This is a genomic window from Pedobacter sp. WC2501, from assembly GCF_052682415.1.
On sequence record NZ_JBQZFI010000001.1, the window covers coordinates 3,686,343 to 3,706,449 of the forward strand.

Annotated in this window: 21 protein-coding genes; 8 read left to right on the forward strand and 13 right to left on the reverse strand. The window is 36.6% G+C overall.

All coding sequences use genetic code 11. From position 1 onward, the window contains the following. Nucleotides 1-7 precede the first annotated feature (7 nt). The 7 genes from ACUN24_RS15540 to ACUN24_RS15570 all read right to left on the reverse strand — a co-directional run bounded on the left by ACUN24_RS15540 (nt 8) and on the right by ACUN24_RS15570 (nt 7,560). Nucleotides 8-1,624: a CTP synthase gene (locus tag ACUN24_RS15540; protein WP_315424145.1), complete on the reverse strand. Its 1,617-nt coding sequence runs from the start codon at nt 1,622-1,624 to the stop codon at nt 8-10. Between the two features lie 159 nt (nt 1,625-1,783). Then, nucleotides 1,784-2,545 carry a GLPGLI family protein gene (locus tag ACUN24_RS15545; RefSeq protein WP_445563326.1) on the reverse strand — a complete coding sequence of 254 codons (762 nt, stop codon included), beginning with the start codon at nt 2,543-2,545 and terminating at the stop codon, nt 1,784-1,786. Nucleotides 2,546-2,551: 6 nt separating this feature from the next. Next, the gene (locus tag ACUN24_RS15550; RefSeq protein ID WP_445563327.1) at nt 2,552-5,329 is read right to left on the reverse strand and encodes an outer membrane beta-barrel protein; all 2,778 of its coding nucleotides are present in this window, start codon (nt 5,327-5,329) and stop codon (nt 2,552-2,554) included. Between the two features lie 144 nt (nt 5,330-5,473). Further along, nucleotides 5,474-5,818, reverse strand: a complete 345-nt coding sequence (locus ACUN24_RS15555; RefSeq protein WP_445563328.1) for a DUF1572 domain-containing protein — start codon at nt 5,816-5,818, stop codon at nt 5,474-5,476. 144 nt (nt 5,819-5,962) lie between these two features. Continuing rightward, the gene (locus ACUN24_RS15560) at nt 5,963-6,433 is read right to left on the reverse strand and encodes an HAD domain-containing protein (protein ID WP_445563329.1); all 471 of its coding nucleotides are present in this window, start codon (nt 6,431-6,433) and stop codon (nt 5,963-5,965) included. Nucleotides 6,434-6,646: 213 nt separating this feature from the next. Further along, complete coding sequence (locus tag ACUN24_RS15565; RefSeq protein ID WP_445563330.1) at nt 6,647-6,832, reverse strand: hypothetical protein; 186 nt, start codon at nt 6,830-6,832, stop codon at nt 6,647-6,649. Nucleotides 6,833-7,017: 185 nt separating this feature from the next. Continuing rightward, the gene (locus tag ACUN24_RS15570; protein ID WP_445563331.1) at nt 7,018-7,560 is read right to left on the reverse strand and encodes a hypothetical protein; all 543 of its coding nucleotides are present in this window, start codon (nt 7,558-7,560) and stop codon (nt 7,018-7,020) included. A 269-nt stretch (nt 7,561-7,829) separates the two neighbouring features. On the opposite strand from ACUN24_RS15570, the gene ACUN24_RS15575 reads away from it, so the two are divergent. Beyond that, complete coding sequence (locus tag ACUN24_RS15575) at nt 7,830-8,783, forward strand: bifunctional helix-turn-helix transcriptional regulator/GNAT family N-acetyltransferase (RefSeq protein ID WP_445563332.1); 954 nt, start codon at nt 7,830-7,832, stop codon at nt 8,781-8,783. 122 nt (nt 8,784-8,905) lie between these two features. Here ACUN24_RS15575 and kdsB read toward each other — a convergent pair whose 3' ends face one another. The 3 genes from kdsB to trpS form a co-directional block, all read right to left on the reverse strand. Then, nucleotides 8,906-9,685 (reverse strand): 3-deoxy-manno-octulosonate cytidylyltransferase, encoded by a 780-nt coding sequence (gene kdsB, locus ACUN24_RS15580; protein ID WP_445563333.1) that lies wholly within the window; start codon nt 9,683-9,685, stop codon nt 8,906-8,908. Nucleotides 9,686-9,768: 83 nt separating this feature from the next. Then, a complete protein-coding gene (locus ACUN24_RS15585; RefSeq protein WP_090500686.1) occupies nt 9,769-10,383 on the reverse strand; it encodes a deoxynucleoside kinase in 615 nt (204 codons plus the stop codon). 88 nt (nt 10,384-10,471) lie between these two features. Then, a complete protein-coding gene (gene trpS / locus ACUN24_RS15590) occupies nt 10,472-11,470 on the reverse strand; it encodes a tryptophan--tRNA ligase (protein WP_132397380.1) in 999 nt (332 codons plus the stop codon). A gap of 455 nt (nt 11,471-11,925) precedes the next feature. On the opposite strand from trpS, the gene ACUN24_RS15595 reads away from it, so the two are divergent. The 6 genes from ACUN24_RS15595 to ACUN24_RS15620 all read left to right on the forward strand — a co-directional run bounded on the left by ACUN24_RS15595 (nt 11,926) and on the right by ACUN24_RS15620 (nt 15,109). Beyond that, entirely contained in the window at nt 11,926-12,651 is a 726-nt protein-coding gene (locus ACUN24_RS15595) for a lysophospholipid acyltransferase family protein (RefSeq protein WP_445563334.1), read from the forward strand. Continuing rightward, nucleotides 12,652-12,942, forward strand: a complete 291-nt coding sequence (gatC, locus tag ACUN24_RS15600; RefSeq protein WP_445563335.1) for an Asp-tRNA(Asn)/Glu-tRNA(Gln) amidotransferase subunit GatC — start codon at nt 12,652-12,654, stop codon at nt 12,940-12,942. Nucleotides 12,943-13,087: 145 nt separating this feature from the next. After that, the gene (locus ACUN24_RS15605; protein WP_445563336.1) at nt 13,088-13,846 is read left to right on the forward strand and encodes an ABC transporter ATP-binding protein; all 759 of its coding nucleotides are present in this window, start codon (nt 13,088-13,090) and stop codon (nt 13,844-13,846) included. 82 nt (nt 13,847-13,928) lie between these two features. Beyond that, a complete protein-coding gene (locus tag ACUN24_RS15610; RefSeq protein WP_445563337.1) occupies nt 13,929-14,477 on the forward strand; it encodes a cob(I)yrinic acid a,c-diamide adenosyltransferase in 549 nt (182 codons plus the stop codon). Between the two features lie 79 nt (nt 14,478-14,556). Continuing rightward, complete coding sequence (locus ACUN24_RS15615; RefSeq protein ID WP_010603503.1) at nt 14,557-14,778, forward strand: DUF2795 domain-containing protein; 222 nt, start codon at nt 14,557-14,559, stop codon at nt 14,776-14,778. A gap of 172 nt (nt 14,779-14,950) precedes the next feature. Then, the gene (locus ACUN24_RS15620; RefSeq protein ID WP_138823867.1) at nt 14,951-15,109 is read left to right on the forward strand and encodes a lmo0937 family membrane protein; all 159 of its coding nucleotides are present in this window, start codon (nt 14,951-14,953) and stop codon (nt 15,107-15,109) included. A gap of 337 nt (nt 15,110-15,446) precedes the next feature. Here the strand turns inward: ACUN24_RS15620 and ACUN24_RS15625 are convergent, their stop codons facing one another. From ACUN24_RS15625 to queA, 3 genes are all read right to left on the reverse strand, one after another. Beyond that, a complete protein-coding gene (locus tag ACUN24_RS15625) occupies nt 15,447-16,604 on the reverse strand; it encodes an immunity 26/phosphotriesterase HocA family protein (protein WP_445563338.1) in 1,158 nt (385 codons plus the stop codon). Between the two features lie 225 nt (nt 16,605-16,829). Then, nucleotides 16,830-17,495, reverse strand: a complete 666-nt coding sequence (locus ACUN24_RS15630) for a 2-C-methyl-D-erythritol 4-phosphate cytidylyltransferase (protein ID WP_445563339.1) — start codon at nt 17,493-17,495, stop codon at nt 16,830-16,832. Between the two features lie 75 nt (nt 17,496-17,570). After that, the gene (gene queA, locus ACUN24_RS15635) at nt 17,571-18,620 is read right to left on the reverse strand and encodes a tRNA preQ1(34) S-adenosylmethionine ribosyltransferase-isomerase QueA (protein WP_445563340.1); all 1,050 of its coding nucleotides are present in this window, start codon (nt 18,618-18,620) and stop codon (nt 17,571-17,573) included. Nucleotides 18,621-18,820: 200 nt separating this feature from the next. On the opposite strand from queA, the gene ACUN24_RS15640 reads away from it, so the two are divergent. After that, a complete protein-coding gene (locus tag ACUN24_RS15640; RefSeq protein WP_121283306.1) occupies nt 18,821-20,065 on the forward strand; it encodes an ABC transporter permease in 1,245 nt (414 codons plus the stop codon). Nucleotides 20,066-20,107 lie beyond the last annotated feature (42 nt).

Below are 20,107 nucleotides of genomic sequence, written 5' to 3' on the forward strand. Positions count from 1 at the left end.
ACTGCTTTTAATTCGTTTTCTTTTTCGCAAACTCCATCGCAGCGGCGACAAATTTAACAAAAAGTGGGTGAGGATTAGCAACTGTTGATTTTAATTCTGGGTGAAACTGTCCGCCAACGAAAAATGGATGATTTTTTAGCTCCACAATTTCAACTAAATTGGTTTGCGGATTCATACCTGAAGCAATCATTCCTGCATCTTCATATTGCTTTAAATAAGCATTATTAAATTCGTAACGGTGACGATGACGCTCGTTGATATGCGATTTACCATAAATAGAAAAAGCTTTTGTTCCTTTTTTAATATCGCAAGGATAAGAGCCTAAACGCATTGTTCCACCTTTATTGGTTATTTTTTTCTGCTCTTCCATCATGTTAATGACCGGATTTGGCGAATTTTCTTCAATTTCTGTCGTGTGTGCATCTTTCAAACCTAAAACGTTACGGCCAAATTCGATAACTGCACATTGCATACCCAGGCAAATCCCGAAGAAAGGGATATTGTTCTCGCGAACATATTTGATGGCATCAATTTTACCCTCAATACCCCGGCTACCAAAACCCGGTGCAACTAAAACTCCCTGTAAATGACTCAATTTCTCTTTTACGTTATCCGGGAAAATACCTTCAGAGTGGATATATTCTACCCTCACTTTACATTCGTTTTTCGAACCTGCGTGTACAAAAGACTCGATAATTGATTTATAAGCATCAGGTAATTCTACATATTTACCAATCAGGCCAATTTTTACTTCGGCAGTTGGGTTTTTTAAACGACCCAGGAAATCTTTCCAGCTTTCCATATCCGGATCGTTCTTGGTAGGCAGTTTTAATTTCGATAAAACAGTTTTATCCAATTGCTCTTTTAACATCAACAATGGCACATCATAAATAGTAGATGCATCCATCGATTCGACTACCGCATTGATGTTAACGTTACAAAATAATGCAATTTTTTTTCTGATATCAGGGCTAATGTGGTGTTCTGTTCTGCAAACCAATATATCTGGCTGTATTCCGTATTCCAATAAGGCTTTAACAGAGTGTTGTGTTGGTTTAGTTTTTAATTCACCTGCAGCGGCTAAATAAGGAACCAGGGTTAAGTGAATAACAATGGCATTGGAGCTGCCTTCTTCCCATTTAAACTGACGAACAGCTTCGATAAATGGTAGAGATTCAATATCACCAACGGTACCACCAAGTTCGGTAATTACAATGTCGTATTCACCGCTATCGCCCAAAATGCGCATGTTGCGTTTAATCTCGTCGGTAATATGTGGAACAACCTGTACCGTTTTACCTAAATATTCACCTTTGCGCTCTTTGCTAATTACGTTTTGGTAAATGCGGCCAGTAGTAATGTTATTTGCCTGCGAAGTTGGAACGTTAAGGAAACGCTCATAATGACCAAGATCCAAATCGGTTTCAGCACCATCTTCAGTAACAAAACATTCGCCATGTTCGTATGGGTTTAATGTTCCTGGATCAATATTAATGTACGGATCGAATTTTTGAATGGTTACACGGTAGCCACGTGCCTGTAAAAGTTTAGCTAAAGATGCGGAAATGATGCCCTTACCTAAAGAGGAAGTTACACCGCCCGTAACAAAAATATACTTTGTCATGATTGATAATTTGTGGAATTAACCAGGGGTTTTGAGCCTGTTTAATTGTTTTTGTACGGGATACAAAGGTACAAAAAATTATCACTCGATTAGGTTTTGCATGAATATTTTTTAATGGTTTTATATGCTTGATATTGACTGTTTTAGGTGATATGCCATTTAAAGTATCAGCGTATAAAGTTCTTTTTTAATAGCTTCTATCTTCCTGGGATTCTTTTTATCATCATAACGGGTATAGAGGTCGACCATTTTTTTGAAATCTTTTTCCGTATCAGTTCTCTTTCCTTTTGCCGGAGGTGCGATGTTCAAGATCGGAACGTTTTTGGCTTCCACCTTGGTAGCAAACCAGGTGGTGTTATAGCGTGGTATAGCCAAACCCAATATCATTCCTGGTAAACCGGTAAATCCCTCTGGGCCACCTTTTAATAAAATCTCATCAGTATAAAAGGCCACTACAGTAACAGAATCGTTTATTACAGTTGTCGCTTTGCGGCATTCGTAACCTGCAATCTGGCGCACATCATGCATAATTTTCCAACGGAGATGGGGGATAGTGTCTTTTAAAATGAAGTCTTCACCATTTATTGGTTTTCTGATTACCCTTGCTTTTTTGCTAAAATCGGTATACATTTCATTGGTATTCTCACCAGCAATAAAGAAGAAATTATTATCGTTTAAGGTTTCCTTTGGTTTAACCTTATAAATGGAGCTACTGTCGTTAAAACTATAATCCCAGCTGGAAGTCCTGTATTTGCTCATTTTATCTTTAGCATCGTCTGACATCCAATCGTTTTCTGCCAATTGCTGCTTTTGGTTTATCTTTTTCTCAAATGTTATTTTTGCACTTCTGATGAAAACAGTTTGTGCCCTGATTATGGTAACTGCAAAAAATAAAATTATGCTTAATCCTAAATATTTCATCTGATGTTATTTTTTGTCTTGTTTAACAAAGTTTCCGGTTAAATTATAGGTGACACCAATCAGGACATACCTTGGAATAAAACTGTTGGTGTTCTCACTAATACTGTTGCCGCCAACGTATCGATTGTAACCTATTTTTTCGGCTAAAATATCTGAAATCGCTACTTTTAATTCCAGTTCCTGGGCTTTAAGCATCTTCTTTGATAAATAGGCATTCCAGATGGCAACATTTACCGGCTTGCTAAATGAAGTATTGGCAGGTTGGTATGATAATGATATTGAGGTATTGAATTCGGTATTGTATGGCAGTTCTATAGTGCCGGAAATTTCATGGTTATGGAAAAAGTTTTTACCATTATTTATGGATCCGATGGATGAGCTACTGTTTGAAAAGGTAAAGGATGGATCGTACTGAACTTGAAATTTATCGCTGTAATAACTGAAACGAGGACGTAAACTGATACTGTTGTTTGCATTTTCATTCAGTTTATTGTTTAAAATAGAAACCGAGTTTGAATGGTTATAGCTGGCATTTAAGCCTGTACTAAAATTAATTTTGCTGAAACTTTTATTAAAACTTGCGCCTGCGTAAAAATTGTTATTACCATTTAGATTGATGTAACTGCTTGTGGTTTTGTTTACCTCATCTACTGTGTTCATGCTTACCACTGCATTTTTGGTAAAACTGTAGCCCCCATACACGTATGCATACATTTGCGATTTTTGCTGGTAGGTGTTTAAATTAAAGCCAAAATTATTGTTGAATGATGGTTTTAAATTTGGATTACCTTTTATTTCGTAAAGTGGATTGTTTATTTGCCTGATGGGTTGTAGTTGGTCTAAGCTGGGCTGTCGCGTATTGCCGTTATAGTTTAAGGATACACTAGTGTTTTTACCAAGTTTATAGTTGAAGTTACTCTGTGGTGCCCAGTTTAAATAATTGCGGTCAAATTTGTTGCTGCGGTCTAAATCATTCAGCTCGAATGTTGTTTGTGTAGCCTCTGCACCGCCAGATAAAGTAAATTTCTTTGCCCGATATTGTAATACCACCTTACCTATATTCGAAAAATTATTGAAATCGAAATTATTACTTAGCGAATCGATCCGTTTATTATTTAATGACTTATCGAAAACCAGTTTATGACTATTGGAGTTTACCGTTTTAAAGCTATAGGCGGTTTGCAAGGAGAATTGTTTGTTCAGCGGTTCAGTATACGATATTCTTGCGCCAAGTGACGTTTCCCTGCCCGAGTTATCATTGAGGAAGTCCTGAGTGATCGGCGGCCCTTTTGATATACCACTGTCATCATAATAATTGGTGACACTTTTACTGTTTCCGATACTGGTGCCGTTTTTGGTTTCTGGTTGTAAATCGATAGACAGCGTTCTTCCTTTTTTGGCAAACTTTTTCGAATAATTGATATTGCCGTTAAATAGATTGTCAACTCCGTTACTGTTGTTTGTTTGATCACTGTTGTTTACAAAAAATCCTACGCCGTTTTTGGTTTCGTTAGTGCTTTTGTATTCATTACTGTTTTTGTTTTTGCTCGCAGCAAATGATATTTTTAATGTAGACAGTGAGTCTATCTTAACATTAACACTTCCTTTTAAACCTTGGCCCGAACTCTTAGTTTCGCTGTTTGCACTGCCGGAACTAAAGAAATTTGTTCCATTAGGCAATAGTGACTGGTTTTTAGAGGTTGTTCTATCTATAACATCCCGATTGTTACCTTTATAATTGAGTTTCAGACCTACTTTATTTTCATTCCATTTATCTGAGAAATGTGCACCATAACTGGTGATATCAGGCAAGCCGTTTGTTGGCGAGAAACCATCATCATCTCGATTGCCGTACATAATCATAACGGTACTGCCATCATCACCAACTTCAATTACATCATAATCATTTCCTTTTAATCTGCTCATGGCTTCACTTGCTTTCGAATCCTGGTTGGTATTAGAGTTAAATCCAAATACTGCAGCTTTTAATTTACTTTTGTAGATACCAGCCATGCCCCCAACGTTTTTAAAATGATTTAAATCACTGTTGGCATCCAGAGTGCTGAGATAGCCATTTTTAGCATTCTCCTTGAGTTTAATATTCATCACCTTCTCTTTGGCATCACCCTCTTTTATTCCGGATAATTCTTCCTCTTTGGTTTTTTTGTCGTAAACCTGAACCTCACTAACTGCATTAGCCTTTAAGTATTTCTGAGCCAGAAGCGGATCATCGCCAAAAAACTCTTCTCCATCAACCAAAAGCGTATTTACGTCTTTTCCACCTGCTTTTATTGCACCATTTTTATCTACCTCAATTCCCGGTAATCGCCTTAACAGATCCTGCAAGTTGGCATGTGGCTTAACTGCAAAGCTGTCTGCCTGGTAGGTTATCGTGTCGCCTTTCATGCTGATAGCTTGTTTTTGTGCCTTAATTGTCACCTCATTCAAAAGTGTAGCTTTGCTATCCATCGCGATATTACCCAGATTAAATTTCGATGAATCTGACAACTGGATGTCTCTTATATAATCGGCCATTTTAGGAAAGGTGATGACTAAAGTATAATTGCCTTTTTTTAGGTTCGATAACTCGAATTCGCCATTGGCCTTGGCCCGCGTATCTTTAACTAAAACGGAATCTTTACCTGATATCAGCAGGATAGAACTGTTTTGTAATTTTTTTTTCTCAACCGTATCAACAACGACGCCTTTTATGCTTGCTTTTTGTGCGAGTGCTGGAAAAAATAGTAGTGAAAAAATAAAAACAGGGAAGAGTTGCTTGAGCATGTATGTTTTAGAGAAACGTTAAATAATCTGTGTTTGGTTATGTGCTCTAAAATACAACTATTTGTTTAGTTTATGAATAAATGTTAAAATATTTTTTTATAGTGGAAAGAGGAGGGAAAGCTTAATGTACAGAATGATGGCATTTTATTTCCCTGCTGCCAAAATCAATTTTTTGATGAGTACAATCTGTCCTAAATGATAATAAATGTGTTCAATTACAGCTTCTATATTCCGCAGGTAAGTGCCATACTTTTCGTTTACAAATATCTCGTTTAACTTTTTATCTGGCATTTTTTCTACTGCGATAGCAAAAACTGAAGCATTGTCAAATAATTCTGAAGCTAATTTATTCCAATCAGCTTCAGAATGTATAGGGGGAAGATCGAAACTATATTGGTCTTTTATTTCTAGCAGACCACCATTAAATACAGTTAAAATTCCGGCTAAATAATAATTGATATGATAGGTTATGGCCGCAATGGTATTCAAATTTTCTACCTGATGGATGGCCTGTTGCCAGGTAATTTTTTCTAACTGATCTCTATAATTGGTATTAGCTATCCAATAGCCATTTAAAAAAATCTATTTTAAGCGATTTGCAATAAAATCAGATTTTTTCATAAGAAAGATTCCTTAAGCAAATTCGTTATGGCTTTTTTCAGCAAGTTCGATTACCTCATCTGCTAAATAATCAGTTAAACCAACCGATGCGCTGGTTTGGATTAATCGTTGTTTTAAAGATTGAGGCAAATCATTAAGCGATTTATCGTCGTCAAGGATAATGAAATCATCATTATTATCTTGTGATTTAAACCAGTTTAGGATTTCACTCTTTCTGTTCACTAAATCGATGTTATCAGGAAGGCGGCCAATTTTGCTTAAACTGATATTTCTTGTTTTAAAAATATCGAGCCATTGATTCAAACTGTACTTAAACTTGTGCGAAGTGGTAAGAACAATTTCAAAATCATGATTATAGAGGATTTTATTTAGTGCTTTAACTGCTTTTGGATTAAACTCAACAAAGCCATCTGCTAAAATCTCTGGTCTTCTCCATGAGTTAGCAGGTACCATTACTCCGTCTATGTCTAATAATAAAAACATAATACAAATTTACGTTTTATTTTGTCAATTCGAATATTTTTTCTAGCGATATATTGTTAAAATTTGCGTCTAACTCATTCATTCTCTTGATCTTTAACTCAGTGTCCCATTCTTCATCAACGAATTCTACTTTGTGCCATTCACATAGATTTGTTGCGCTGGTTTTACATGATGGTACCCTGCCTAGATCAATATCTGCCAATATCGAACTAATTAACGGTGATGACCATCTATTATAAAGTTATCACTTACCTTAATGTCATCAAATTTAATTCCGTTAATCATCTTTTTATACATCCGGTTAATTACCGGTATCGAAAGTTTGGTATGCGTTGAAAGTAAGTCAATCCTTTTTAACTTTAAATTTTCAGAAATAATTTCGCTATTGATATCCCCCATATTATTCTTTTTATAAATTTCATGGGATGTTTTTAGTGCTTAGCTAGCATCAAAATATGATGTCTGATTTATAGATAAAACATTATCGAACTAAGCAGAAAATAAGAATAGATTTTAGCGCAACTATATATATATGTTACCCCTTCAAATAAATATAGTAATTAATTTTATGATTAGGAAATAGCTTAGCAACAATTATAATAAATTTTCACCTTCTGCTCTTTTTCGCTCCAGGCAATATAGATGTTATTCTCTTTGCCTAAACGGTATTTAAAGCCGTTTAAACCTGATTTTTTTAGTTCCTCATAAAGGGCTTTATCGGGGGTGTATTTATCAGCCTTATCTTCAGGCATTACTGCTGGCTCCAGAAAATTATCATCACTGAAAAAGTCGTCTGCAATGGTTTTTAAGAAAATAACCTGGTCTTTCTCTTTCGAAAGGTCAACATTGGGGTCGGTATTGTTAACCAGTTCTGTTCCCTTGATTTTAGCATTGTAAATCTCTTTTCCATCAGCATTTTTGATTGTAAAATTCAATACCATTTCCTCTGGTTTTCTGCCGGTAAGTTCTATCTTAAAAGTGTCCAAACGTTTTAAATCGGAAAAAGATTTAGCCAGACTTTGGTTCACATTTTTAAACTCAATGGCATTGGTTTCTTTTTTGCCATTCGAATTACAGGCAACAAGCGCTAAAAGACAGATAGCAAGGAAGAGCGATGTATTTCTCATATTTCAAAACTACAAATTTTATCATGTGGTTTAAAATTAAAAGGAGTGACCACCCGATAACCACGATTGAAAATCGAAATATCGATTAGGCAATTTGCTGTTTAAATTATTCTGAACAATAAAATAATTTCCATAGTCTAACGATAATGAAGCGTGTTTGCTTTGTGACAGGTAAACTAAAATACAAAAATATTAGCGATACCATTAAATGTTTTTGGATGGGTCAATTTTGTTATTATATTTGCGTAACTGATTACGTAATTTATGTTATGAATTTTTTTGAAGAAGTAGGCAAAGTAGCCATTGGCAGCAGGTTAAGAATGTTGACCGATAAATTGACTGAAGATGCCGCTCAGATTTATAAGTTGTATCAGATTGATATGCAGCCCAAGTGGTTTCCTGTATTTTATGCTTTAGTCCGGGAAAAAGAAAAAACAATTACCGAACTGGCTAGAGATATTGGCCATTCCCATCCATCTGTCAGCAAAATTATCAGTGAGATGCTGAAAAAAGGTTATGTTAAAGAAAGTAAAGACAAAGCCGACGGACGTAGAAATGTAGTGAGCCTTTCTAAGAAAGGCGTGGAGATCTCGAAAGAAATAAAAGATCAAATCATTGATGTAAATGCCGCTATTGAAGAGATCTCGGCACAAGCACAGCATAAACTTTGGGAAGCAATAGGCGAATGGGAATTTTTATTGGAGCAAAAAAACTTGTTAAGAAGAGTAATCGAAAAGAAAAAGGAAAGAGATAGTTTAAAGGTTGAAATTGTAGATTACCTGCCTAAATACCAGGAAATATTTAAGTCGCTGAATGTAGAATGGATTTCACAATATTTTACCATGGAAGAATCTGATTATAAAGCGTTAGACAATCCTCAAGGCTATATTTTAGATAAGGGAGGTTTTATTCTCGTTGCGCTTTACGAAGGTGAACCCTTGGGCGTTTGTGCATTAATTAAGATGGATGATGGCGAATATGATTTTGAACTCGCCAAAATGGCCGTATCGCCAAAAGCCCAGGGAAAAAATGTTGGGTTTTTACTGGCGAGTGCCATTGTTGAAAAAGCCAGGTCATTAGGTGCCTCTAAAATTTATTTAGAAAGCAATACCATTTTAAAACCAGCCATAAATCTTTACCATAAATTGGGTTTTAAAAAAGTGGCTGGCAAGCCTACGCCTTACGCACGATGTAATATTCAGATGGAACTGGTGGTAAAATAGTCTAAAGTCGGTAGTCCGGAGTCCGAAGAGGATTGATCTCAAGTCATTAGCACTTGGCCATGAACCATCAAACTATCAACCATGAACCAACCAATGAACTAATGAGTAATAAACCAATAACCTTAGTCGTGCTTCAGCGCCTCCAATAGATTATTTAATTTCAATAAATCTTCAGGGGTATCTATTGCAACTGTTTCAAGGTCGGTAACTTTGGTTTGGATATAAAATCCATTTTCAATCCAGCGCAGCTGTTCCAAACTTTCGGCAATCTCTAAAGAGGATGGAGGAAGTTTGGTAATGGCTTTTAACGACTCCGTGCGGTAACCGTAAATCCCGATGTGTTTATAAAACTGGTGTTTCTCTGCCCATACACCTGGTTCACCATTTCTGATAAAAGGGATTGGACTTCGGCTAAAATACATCGCCCTGCCATTCACATCAATCACTACTTTAGGGCTATTGGGATTGTATACACTTTCCTGACTTTGAATAGATTTGATTAATGTTGCTAGCTGTACTTTTTCTTCAATAAAACAGCTTGCCAATAAATCGATCTGGGCAGGTTCGATAAAAGGTTCATCGCCCTGGATATTGATCACAATATCGTATCCTGTTAAAGTTTCAATCACTTCTGCGCACCTGTCCGTTCCGCTTTGGTGATTAGATGAGGTAAAGATAAATTCTCCACCAAATCTGGTCACTTCATCTGCAATCCGTACATCATCGGTGGCAATTACTACTTTTGATAAGCTTTCGGCTTTCGATGCTTGCTCATAAACCCTCTGGATCATGGTTTTTCCGGCAATATCTACCAAAGGTTTTCCGGGAAAGCGGGTAGAGGCATATCGCGCCGGAATAATGCCTATAATCTTCGCATTTACTGATGAATTTTTATCAATCATATGTTATTCAGGTAAAATTGATAAAAAGCAAATACAAATATTCAACCATTTACCACAATTTAACTCCACTTCAGAGGATTGGATTAAAATAAACCGTTAATCTCCGCCTCAATAGATTGGATTACCGTTCCTAAATCTTCCGGATTATTGGTGAAATCTAATTTATCCTTATCTAAAATTAATAATTTTCCGAGTTTATATCCCTTAATCCAGGCTTCGTATTTTTCGTTTAGTTTAGAAAGGTAATCAATACGGATACCAGCTTCGTATTCACGGCCACGGCGCTGAATATTGTTAACCAATGTAGGTACCGATGCACGCAGGTAAACCAATAAATCTGGTGGTTTAATAAAAGAGGTAATATTGTCAAAAATAGCCCTGTAATTATCGTGATCGCGGGTGGTCATTAAGGCCATATCGTGGAGGTTTTCTGCAAAAATATGTGCATCCTCGTAAATGGTCCTGTCCTGGATTACGTTACGTTTATTAACCTCAATATCAGTGATTTGCTGAAAACGGCTGTTCAGGAAATAAATCTGAAGATTAAAGCTCCAACGTTTCATGTCGCTGTAAAAATCTTCCAGGTAAGGGTTATTATCTACAGCTTCGTATAAAGCTTCCCATCCATAATTCTTAGCCAATAAGCCTGTTAAGGTAGTTTTACCGGCACCTATATTTCCTACAATTGCTATGTGCATATTTTTTAGATTGGAGATGTGAGATGTGAGATGTGAGACAGAGATATAATCTCAAATCTAATGTCTCGCTTCTCAAATCTATTAATTATTAAAAACTTTTAAACCCGATTAAACTGCGAACCTCTCTGATGGTTTTTTGAGCACTTTCACGAGCCTTTAATGCACCATGTTTAGCCACCTGTCTTAAATAGGAATCATCTTTGGCAATATCCTGAATGCGCTCGCGCATAGGCGCAGTAGCAATAATCATGTCTTCTGCCAGTTGCTTTTTGAAATCGCCATAACGGATCTGCATTTTGTTGTACAGGTCGTCAAAATGCTGATGGGTATCTACGCTTGATACCACTTTCATTAAATCGAAAAGGTTCTGGATAGGTTCAGGTTTTGGTTGGTTCTCTTCTGTTGGACCACCATCACTAACCGCTCTCATTACTTTTTTACGAATGGTTTCAGGATCATCAGATAGGTATACCGCATTGGCTTCACCTTCTGATTTGCCCATTTTGCCTTTTCCATCTAAGCCTGGTACTTTAACCAGTTTATCAGAGTAGCTAAAAGCGTATGGTTCAGGGAAATATTCTGTATTATACAATCTGTTGAAACGGTTTCCGAAAGTACGGGCCATCTCTAAATGTTGTTCCTGATCTTTTCCAACAGGTACTTTGGTCGCCTTATGGATTAAAATATCGGCTGCCATTAATACCGGATAAGTTAATAAACCTGCATTTACGTTATCGGGGTTGGCACGTACTTTATCTTTAAAAGAAGTACTACGCTCTAATTCACCCATATAAGCGTTCATATTTAGGTATAAATATAGTTCCGCAATTTCGGGAACATCACTTTGTATATAAATAGTGCTATTTTCTGGATCGATTCCACTTGCCAGGTACTCAACCAAAACATGTTTAATATTTCCATGTAAATCGGCTGGAGTTGGATGTGTAGTTAAAGAATGTAAATCGGCGATAAAAAAGTAGCAGTTATATTCGTTCTGCATTTGAACAAAGTTTTTAACTGCACCATAATAATTACCCAAATGTAATTTTCCTGTTGAGCGAATGCCGCTCACCACTGTTTCTTTCATAATGGCACGAAATTAAAAATAAAATACAAGCAAATCATAAATCGCCTCGATTTTAATGATAAGATTTTTAGTGTAGTCGTCCTCTCGACCGTAGCACAGCGCAGAGATTTGCATATTAGGTTTCCCTCTAATGGTTGATGTCTCACCGACCACAAGAATTTATTTAATAGATTTGAAAATGAAAGTCAGCATTTCATCGGGGGTTTCAGTCCTTCTTTCCGTTGCAAGTCCTCGCTGCGCTGTGGGCTTTACACTTCAATAAGGTTTATAAACAAAGGTTTCTACAAACGTGGAGCCGTTTTAACCTGCTAGCATCATTGAATCCAGAGTCTTCATCAAGCGGTCGTCATCTCCGGAGCGTAGCGAAGTGGAGAGATCCGTGAATTGGTTGTTCCTCACCACAATCTTAATCCTTAGTTTGAAATATCAAACTATTTTATATTTTTGGTATATCTATGATCAACTTTCTAAGGCAAGTACACCGGGTTTGGTTTCTATTCTGGATACTGTTTTTTTTCGCTCTGTTCTATCCTTTATATTACATTACGTCACGTAATGAGAAATATTACGGTATTTTAAACTTTTTCCGTAAAGCCAATAGTTTTTTATGCAGCCTGTTTTCGGGTGTTTTTTTTCGTTACCACTACGAAGAAAAGCTTAATCCTAAACAAACTTATATTTATTGCGCCAATCATACCTCTAATCTGGATATTATGATTTTTTGCATCATGGGGCGTGGTAAATTCCATTTCATGGGAAAAGATGAGTTATTGAATAATCCTGTATTGGGTATTTTCTTCAAAACCATCGATATTTCTGTAAACCGCGACAGCAAGATTTCTGCTTTTAAAGCATTTAAAAAAGCTGGCGAAAACCTTGAAAAGGGGATGAGCCTGGTCATTTTTCCGGAGGGTAAAATTGATGACCATTATCCACCGAAATTAGGCGAATTTAAAAATGGTCCGTTTCGTTTAGCCATCGATAAAAATATCCCTCTGGTGCCTGTGAGTATTACCAATATTTGGAAAATTAATTGGGATGATGGCGCAAAGTATGGAAGTAAGCCGGGAATTTGCGATATTTACGTCCACAAACCCATAAACACCTCAACTTTGGCTGATGTTGATTCTGATGTATTGAAAGAAAAGGTTTACAAATTGATAGATAGTAAGTTAGTATAGATGAATTTAGACGCAAAAACCATCCATAAAATAGCCGATCTGGCTCGAATTCATATTGATGAAAAGCAGGTGGAGACACTGATTCCTGAAATGAACAAAATTTTATCATTCATGGAAAAGTTAAATGAATTGGATACTTCGAATGTAAAACCGTTGGTTTATATGAACGAATCAGTAAATGTTTGGAGGGAAGATGTAGTTAAGCAGGAAATAACTACAGCTGATGGTCTGAAAAATGCAGCAAAGCATACTGACCAATTTTTTATGGTCCCAAAAATTATTGAAAAGTAATGGTGTAATCGTCATGCTGACCTGTAGCGCAGCGGAAAGCTACGCAGTAAATTTAATTCAGCATTTTTAAGCTTAACATTTGTTTGGTAATTTTTATCCCTCTTGTAACATCTTACCCTTTACGCTTGTCTAAAAAAGAAAAAACATGGAGAAACCACTCATCACTATAAAAGAAATTGGCCGTAAATATGTTATTGGATCTGAAGTGATTCACGCTTTAAAATCAGTTTCTTTAGATATCAATAAAGGCGAATTCGTAGCATTGATGGGGCCATCTGGTTCTGGTAAATCAACCCTTATGAATATTTTAGGCTGTTTGGATACACCTTCAAGCGGAACATATATTTTAAATGGAACGAATGTAAGTCAAATGAGTGATGATGCCTTGGCAGAAGTACGCAACCAGGAAATTGGTTTCGTTTTCCAAACTTTTAACTTATTGCCACGATCAACATCTCTTGATAATGTTGCTTTACCTTTAATCTATGCCGGAACAAGTAAAAAGGATCGGGATGCGAGGGCAGCTAAAGCATTGGAAAATGTTGGTTTAGGCAATCGTATGGATCATAAACCCAACGAACTGTCAGGTGGTCAACGTCAGCGTGTGGCAGTGGCCAGGGCTTTAATCAATAATCCTTCTATTATTCTGGCCGATGAGCCAACCGGTAACTTAGATACCAAAACATCAGTAGAAATTATGGGCCTGCTTGAAGAAATTCACAGTAAAGGCAATACCATTATTTTAGTTACGCATGAGGAAGATATTGCACAGCATGCCCACCGCATTGTACGCATGCGTGATGGTTTGATTGAAAACGATTATTTAAACACCGATATAAAAAATGTATCTCCACGCTTGCAGGCCTTTAAAGATAACGGCAGCGATTGGGAAAAAATAAACTAGCACTAAGGTTTAAGGCTTAGGGCGTAAGGTTTAAGGCTTTTAAAACCCTATACCTTAAACCTTTTGCCTTTAACCTTTCTAAATGAAAATCTACACTAAAACTGGCGATAAGGGCCAAACATCACTTATTGGTGGTACGCGTGTACCTAAATATCATTTACGTATCGAAACCTATGGCACTGTTGACGAGTTAAATTCGCACATCGGTTTAATTATGTGTCAGGATATTGAAGCGTACGACCAGAAACTGCTAAAAGAGATTCAGGATAGGTTATTTACCATTGGCTCGTCGCTTGCTGCAGACCCGGAAACATCTAAAATGAAGATCCCCGATCTGCACGATACTGATATTACCCTGTTGGAAAATGAGATGGATCTGATGAACGACAAGTTGCCTGCCTTAAAACATTTTGTGCTACCTGGCGGAAATACTGTTGTTTCTTACTGCCATATTGCACGCTGTGTTTGCAGAAGGGCAGAACGTTTGACAGTTGCACTTGCAGAAAATAGCTTTGTAGATGAGCGGGTAACAGTTTATCTGAACCGTTTAAGCGATTATTTATTCGTTTTGGCACGAAAACTGACTGTCTATTTTGAGGCTGAAGAAAATGTTTGGATTCCTCGGGTATAATAGTGGAAAAATAAGTTTGTTTTGCTCAAAAATTTTAATATACTTTGCGCAATAATAAGAATTTAATTGAATTGAAGATATGTATTGGACATTAGAATTAGCATCGCACTTGGAAGACGCACCATGGCCTGCAACTAAAGACGAATTAATTGATTATGGTATCCGCTCTGGTGCCCCGGTAGAAGTAATTGAAAACCTACAGGCATTAGAAGATGATGGCGAGCCTTATGAAACTATTGAGGAAATTTGGCCTGACTACCCAACTAAAGAAGATTTCTTCTTTAACGAGGACGAATACTAGGATTGTAAAACAGATAAAAGAACCTTTCAGTAAAACTGGAAGGTTTTTTTGTTTATTATTTTAATGATGTAAATCAGCAAGATAAGCGAAATCTTTACATTTTCTAAACAAAATCTAAAAGCCGTGTGTTAATAATGCAAAAATGTAACATTACTTAAAAAAAATTAACACTATGGGAAATTTATTGTACTTAGTCGCAGTAGTATTGGTGATACTATGGGTGATCGGATTTGTATTTCACGGCTTCGGCGATGTTGGTAATATAATCCACGTATTATTGGTAATCGCAGTAATTGCCATCTTATTAAAAGTAATTGGCAGGGCAGCGTAAAAATATATCGCACCGACATTCATTCGTTTAGAAGTGGGGAACACCTTGAAATAGATGGATTAAAAAAAGGAGTTTCATTTTTGGAACTCCTTTTTTTGTTATAAAAAGATGTTGATAAATCTTGAACTCCCTTGCGCAAAGTTTATGATGATCAGTATTTATTTTCTTTGCTCAGAGAATCAGAAAGATTTTTAAGGAACATTTCCCGTATAACAGTGGTTTTCCCTATGTCCCCTTATTCAATTTGTATTCGAAACCTTGTTATTTCAACCTTATTTTCATCATTTTTAAATCTCGTGAGGTAACAAGACTATCTAAACAGTACTCAAATTGTACATCATGCCTCCAATAATCGCACATTGCCAATGTAATCTAGATCAGCATCCAGTCCAAATGCACAAAATATTTCCATTTTGATCTCCCTATTAGCAGGGTTTCGCAAATCATGGCGCAGGGTGTAATGATTGGGGTCCCAAAAAGAGTCGTTGGATTTTTCTTTTATGCACTTTTCAAGATTTGTATCAGTCAGTCCATAACCTATCGATTCATTGCGATATGGATTTTCATCATCATAAGAATTTTTACCTTTCAGCGTGAGGTATTTATTAAATTTCGATATATTAGTTTCTCGATAAATTAGGCCATACTGCAGATACACGATATTTTTATCACCTGATGTGATACTTCGCGAGTAAGAAATTAGCATGTCTAATTCATCTATCCTTAGCGGTATATGGCCAATTATGATGTTTTGACCATAATAAAAGTGATTGTCCATAACGGCCTCAGATGGTAAGGCCAATATAGAAGATAATTCTTCGAGGTCTACATCCAGTTGATCACTTATTTTATGGTACACTTTTACGATTAAGGGTTTACCCATTAAATGGGCTAATCCATAATTCTTTTGTTTTTTAAATTCATCAGTTTTTCTAAGCTTGGCAACATCCATTAGAATTCTTCCAAAACCCCAGGTCCTTCGATTAATCTTGAATGCAAAGAAATCTTCTTCTTTGAACTTGTAATGCTTGCGAGTTGCATTTTTATAGTTTTCAATTTCCTCTAAATCAGTAATGGAACTCTCTTTTACCCACTTCTCCACCCAGTTTAGGGTATCAGAAAGATCACCTTCCTTCGAATTTTCAGAAAAATAAGTGGTTTGGGTAGTGTAATTGGAGATCGAAACATAGTTATCTTTTCTAAAAGAAAAGTAAACCCCAAACGGACTAAATGATTGGGTTGCCGTGTAATTGAGTTTCTTAGGTTTCCCTTTTTCGGTTTTGGGAAGCAAAATATGTCTGTCTTCGGCAGTTCGTTCACAAAGTTCTTGTTCAACATAACCCTCTTCATCTGATGTGATCCTTTTTCTGATGATGTCGCCATCAAAGTAAAGCAGCATACCATTCAACGGAATTACTTCCCAGTGATTCTCCACCAGGCAGAGACCAAGATATCTCCGTTGTTCATTAGATAGCAGAAATGGTATTTTTTCCATAGCCGGTTATTTATTGGAATTCAGGATATTAACATAGGGGAAAGAAATGTGTTTGATCAAAAACTGAATATATGGTCAGATCTTTTTACCATTGTTAAAATAAATTCATTTCTCCAGCAGCACTTATGGAATTTCTTAGTTGCGATGTTTAACCTTTAGGTACTGGGAATTTAAATTTAACCAGTAGATTTAGCTAACCTAAATCAATGATCTTTCCTACAGCTTTTAATTCTTCAACAATAGCTCTGCCAGCTCAAGATCAATTGGATAGGTGATTTTAATATTTCCTCTTTCTCCTTCGATGATATTAATCTCATACCCGATAGATTCTACCACACTTGCATCGTCGGTGAAATGGGCTTTAAACTCCTGGTTGTAGGCTTCTTTAAGAATATTGTGGCTAAAAGTCTGAGGTGTTTGAACCAGAAAGATTTCATCACGATTTAATGCCGTTGTTTTGTCGTTTCTAAGCAAGCGTACGCTATCGCTGGATTGTACTGCCGCAATAACATTTCCCTGTAGCTCAGCTGCTTTAAAACAGTTGTCTATAAGAGATTTGGAAACGAGTGGACGTACAGCATCGTGAATGGCAACATAACTTTCCTCTTCAATAGCGGAGATTGCATTTTTTACAGAGTAAAAACGCTCTGTTCCACCGTCGATAACCTGATGCGGTACATGGAAATTAAATTCTTCGCATAATCTGGCCCAGTAAGCCTGTTGATCTTTGTTTAGGACTAATAAAATTTTAGGTTGAGTATCGCTTTGTGCAAAAGCTTTTATCGTATGCATTAAAACCGGAAGGTTTTTGAGCAGTAGAAATTGTTTTGGGGTTTCTGTTTGCATCCGATTGCCAGAACCGCCTGCTACAATTATAGCGTAGTATTTCATTTTTGAAGATATGAGATGATAGATTTGAGATATGAGACTTGATTTAACTCAAATCTCATATCTCAATACTCAAATCTATATAATTAGCATGGCATCGCCATAGCTGTAAAATTTATATTTTTCTTTTACTGCAACCTCGTAAGCATTCATTACATTTTCATATCCGCCAAATGCACTAACCATCATCAATAAAGTAGATTCTGGGGTGTGGAAATTGGTAATCATTGAGTTAGCAATACTAAAGTCATAAGGAGGGAAGATGAACTTACTGGTCCAGTCGTTAGCTGCTTTTAAGGTTCTGTTAGCAGAAACAGCCGATTCGATAGCACGCATTGAAGTGGTTCCTACCGCACAGATTTTTCTTTTCTCCTCTAAAGCTTTGTTTACAATGTTCGCATCTTTTGGTTCGATGATAAACTGCTCCGAATCCATTTTATGTTTGGTTAAGTCTTCAACCTCAACCGTTCTGAAAGTCCCTAAACCAACATGTAAAGTTACTTCTGCAAATTCTACACCTTTAAGCTCTAGGCGCTTCATTAACTCACGACTGAAGTGTAAACCAGCAGTTGGAGCTGCTACTGCACCCTCGTGTTTAGCGAAAATAGTTTGATAACGTTCTTTATCATCGGCGGTAGCTTTACGTTTGATATATTTAGGAAGAGGGGTTTCACCTAAAATTTCAACGTTTTTTCTGAATTCTTCATCAGTACCTTCAAATAAGAAACGGATAGTACGGCCACGTGATGTGGTATTATCTACAACCTCAGCAACCAATAAATCGTCGTCGCCAAAGTATAATTTATTGCCTACGCGGATTTTACGTGCCGGATCTACCAAAACATCCCATAAACGTAATTCCTTGTTTAATTCACGTAGTAAGAAAACCTCGATGGTTGCACCGGTTTTCTCTTTATTACCATATAAACGGGCTGGGAAAACCTTGGTGTTGTTTAATATCATTACGTCTTTGTCATCGAAATAACCTAAAACGTCTTTGAAAATTTTATGTTCAATTTTACCGCTGTCTTTGTGTAAAACCATCAGGCGAGCTTCATCGCGTTGTTCTGCCGGATTGTTGGCAACTAATGATTCAGGTAAGTTGAATTTGAATTGTGATAATTTCATTCTTGATGAATTTTTTGAGGTGCAAAAATACGAATTTAATTTTTCTTTTCCGTATTTTATCAAACGCAATTTGTGTATATTATGTTTTGAACATTTTAAATCAAATAATACAGTGCGATTAATGCATTGTAGACGTAAAATTAATTAGTTTTGAAGATAAGCTGTAACCTTTTGAGAGGCTTTGCATCTAACCTTTAATTATGATAATCTTTAGGCTAATAGGCGAGAGTTTCCGTTTTGCATTTGATGCACTGCGCCAGAATAAATTGCGCACCATGTTATCGCTTCTGGCTATAACAATTGGTATTTTTACCATTATCGCTGTATTTTCTGCAGTAGATACCTTTCGTGGTAAATTGCAGGCCAGTGTAGATAAATTAGGTTCTAACACCATTTATGTTCAAAAATGGCCCTGGAGTTTTGGTGATAATTACCCTTGGTGGAAATATATGAACCGTCCTCAGCCTTCGTTACGCGATTTTGAAGCCCTGCGGGAACGAATTGAAAATGCACAAGGCGTTACTTTCGAAATATCGACCAGCGATAGGACCATCAAATATAGAAGTAGTTCGGTTGAAGGGATTTCGGTATGGGCGGCATCGCACGATTTTAATAAAACCTGGAATTTCGAACTTCAGGATGGACGCTATTTTACTGAAAATGAAAGTAAAAACGGATCACCTGTTTGTATTTTAGGTTCTGATATTGCCGATGGACTTTTTGATGGAGATGCGGCGGTAGGTAAACAGGTTCAGATTTTAGGAAGAAGATTGACTGTGGTAGGCGTTTTTAAAAAAGAAGGGGAAGATATGTTGGGTACTTCTCTTGATAAAAATGTAAATATTCCCATTGCTTTTGCGAAAGGTGTTTTAGATATCCAGAGTGAACGTTATGGTCCGCAAATTACCGTTCGTGGTAAGGATAATGTAAGTTTAGAAGAAGTTGAAAGCGAATTAAAAGGCTTAATGCGTTCCATCCATAGAATTAAACCAGGCCAGGAAGAAGATTTTGCATTAAATAAAACCACTATTATTTCTAACCAGTTAGATTCGATGTTTAAAATGGTGAATATTGCCGGTTGGGTAATTGGTGGATTTTCGATTTTGGTTGGTGGTTTTAGTATTGCCAATATCATGTTCGTTTCGGTTAAGGAACGTACCAATATTATCGGTATCCAGAAATCATTGGGCGCTAAAAATTATTTTATCCTGCTTCAATTCATATTTGAATCCATCTCGTTATGTATTTTAGGTGGTTTGCTGGGTTTATTACTCGTCTTTTTACTCGCGCTGGGGATTGGTGCTGCCACAGATTTCCATATTATATTGGGCTTGAATAATATTGCCTTAGGTATTGGAATATCGATCATTATTGGTACGATCTCTGGTTTTTGGCCTGCATATTCAGCCTCGAGGTTAGATCCGGTAGAGGCGATTAGAAGTTAATTCAGTTGATAGTTTTTAGTTAGCAATTTGCAGTTGTCTGCA

Bases quoted from the DNA above. Each gene is read 5' to 3' on its own strand.
- ACUN24_RS15595 (WP_445563334.1), top strand. From the start codon at position 11,926: ATGATCAACTTTCTAAGGCAAGTACACCGGGTTTGGTTTCTATTCTGG.
- ACUN24_RS15565 (WP_445563330.1), bottom strand. From the start codon at position 6,832: ATGGGGGATATCAATAGCGAAATTATTTCTGAAAATTTAAAGTTAAAA.
- ACUN24_RS15550 (WP_445563327.1), bottom strand. From the start codon at position 5,329: ATGCTCAAGCAACTCTTCCCTGTTTTTATTTTTTCACTACTATTTTTT.
- gatC (WP_445563335.1), top strand. From the start codon at position 12,652: ATGAATTTAGACGCAAAAACCATCCATAAAATAGCCGATCTGGCTCGA.
- ACUN24_RS15625 (WP_445563338.1), bottom strand. From the start codon at position 16,604: ATGGAAAAAATACCATTTCTGCTATCTAATGAACAACGGAGATATCTT.
- trpS (WP_132397380.1), bottom strand. From the start codon at position 11,470: ATGAAAGAAACAGTGGTGAGCGGCATTCGCTCAACAGGAAAATTACAT.
- ACUN24_RS15540 (WP_315424145.1), bottom strand. From the start codon at position 1,624: ATGACAAAGTATATTTTTGTTACGGGCGGTGTAACTTCCTCTTTAGGT.
- ACUN24_RS15615 (WP_010603503.1), top strand. From the start codon at position 14,557: ATGTATTGGACATTAGAATTAGCATCGCACTTGGAAGACGCACCATGG.
- ACUN24_RS15605 (WP_445563336.1), top strand. From the start codon at position 13,088: ATGGAGAAACCACTCATCACTATAAAAGAAATTGGCCGTAAATATGTT.
- queA (WP_445563340.1), bottom strand. From the start codon at position 18,620: ATGAAATTATCACAATTCAAATTCAACTTACCTGAATCATTAGTTGCC.
- ACUN24_RS15640 (WP_121283306.1), top strand. From the start codon at position 18,821: ATGATAATCTTTAGGCTAATAGGCGAGAGTTTCCGTTTTGCATTTGAT.
- ACUN24_RS15575 (WP_445563332.1), top strand. From the start codon at position 7,830: ATGAATTTTTTTGAAGAAGTAGGCAAAGTAGCCATTGGCAGCAGGTTA.
- ACUN24_RS15630 (WP_445563339.1), bottom strand. From the start codon at position 17,495: ATGAAATACTACGCTATAATTGTAGCAGGCGGTTCTGGCAATCGGATG.
- ACUN24_RS15620 (WP_138823867.1), top strand. From the start codon at position 14,951: ATGGGAAATTTATTGTACTTAGTCGCAGTAGTATTGGTGATACTATGG.
- ACUN24_RS15585 (WP_090500686.1), bottom strand. From the start codon at position 10,383: ATGCACATAGCAATTGTAGGAAATATAGGTGCCGGTAAAACTACCTTA.
- ACUN24_RS15545 (WP_445563326.1), bottom strand. From the start codon at position 2,545: ATGAAATATTTAGGATTAAGCATAATTTTATTTTTTGCAGTTACCATA.
- ACUN24_RS15560 (WP_445563329.1), bottom strand. From the start codon at position 6,433: ATGTTTTTATTATTAGACATAGACGGAGTAATGGTACCTGCTAACTCA.
- kdsB (WP_445563333.1), bottom strand. From the start codon at position 9,685: ATGATTGATAAAAATTCATCAGTAAATGCGAAGATTATAGGCATTATT.
- ACUN24_RS15610 (WP_445563337.1), top strand. From the start codon at position 13,929: ATGAAAATCTACACTAAAACTGGCGATAAGGGCCAAACATCACTTATT.
- ACUN24_RS15570 (WP_445563331.1), bottom strand. From the start codon at position 7,560: ATGAGAAATACATCGCTCTTCCTTGCTATCTGTCTTTTAGCGCTTGTT.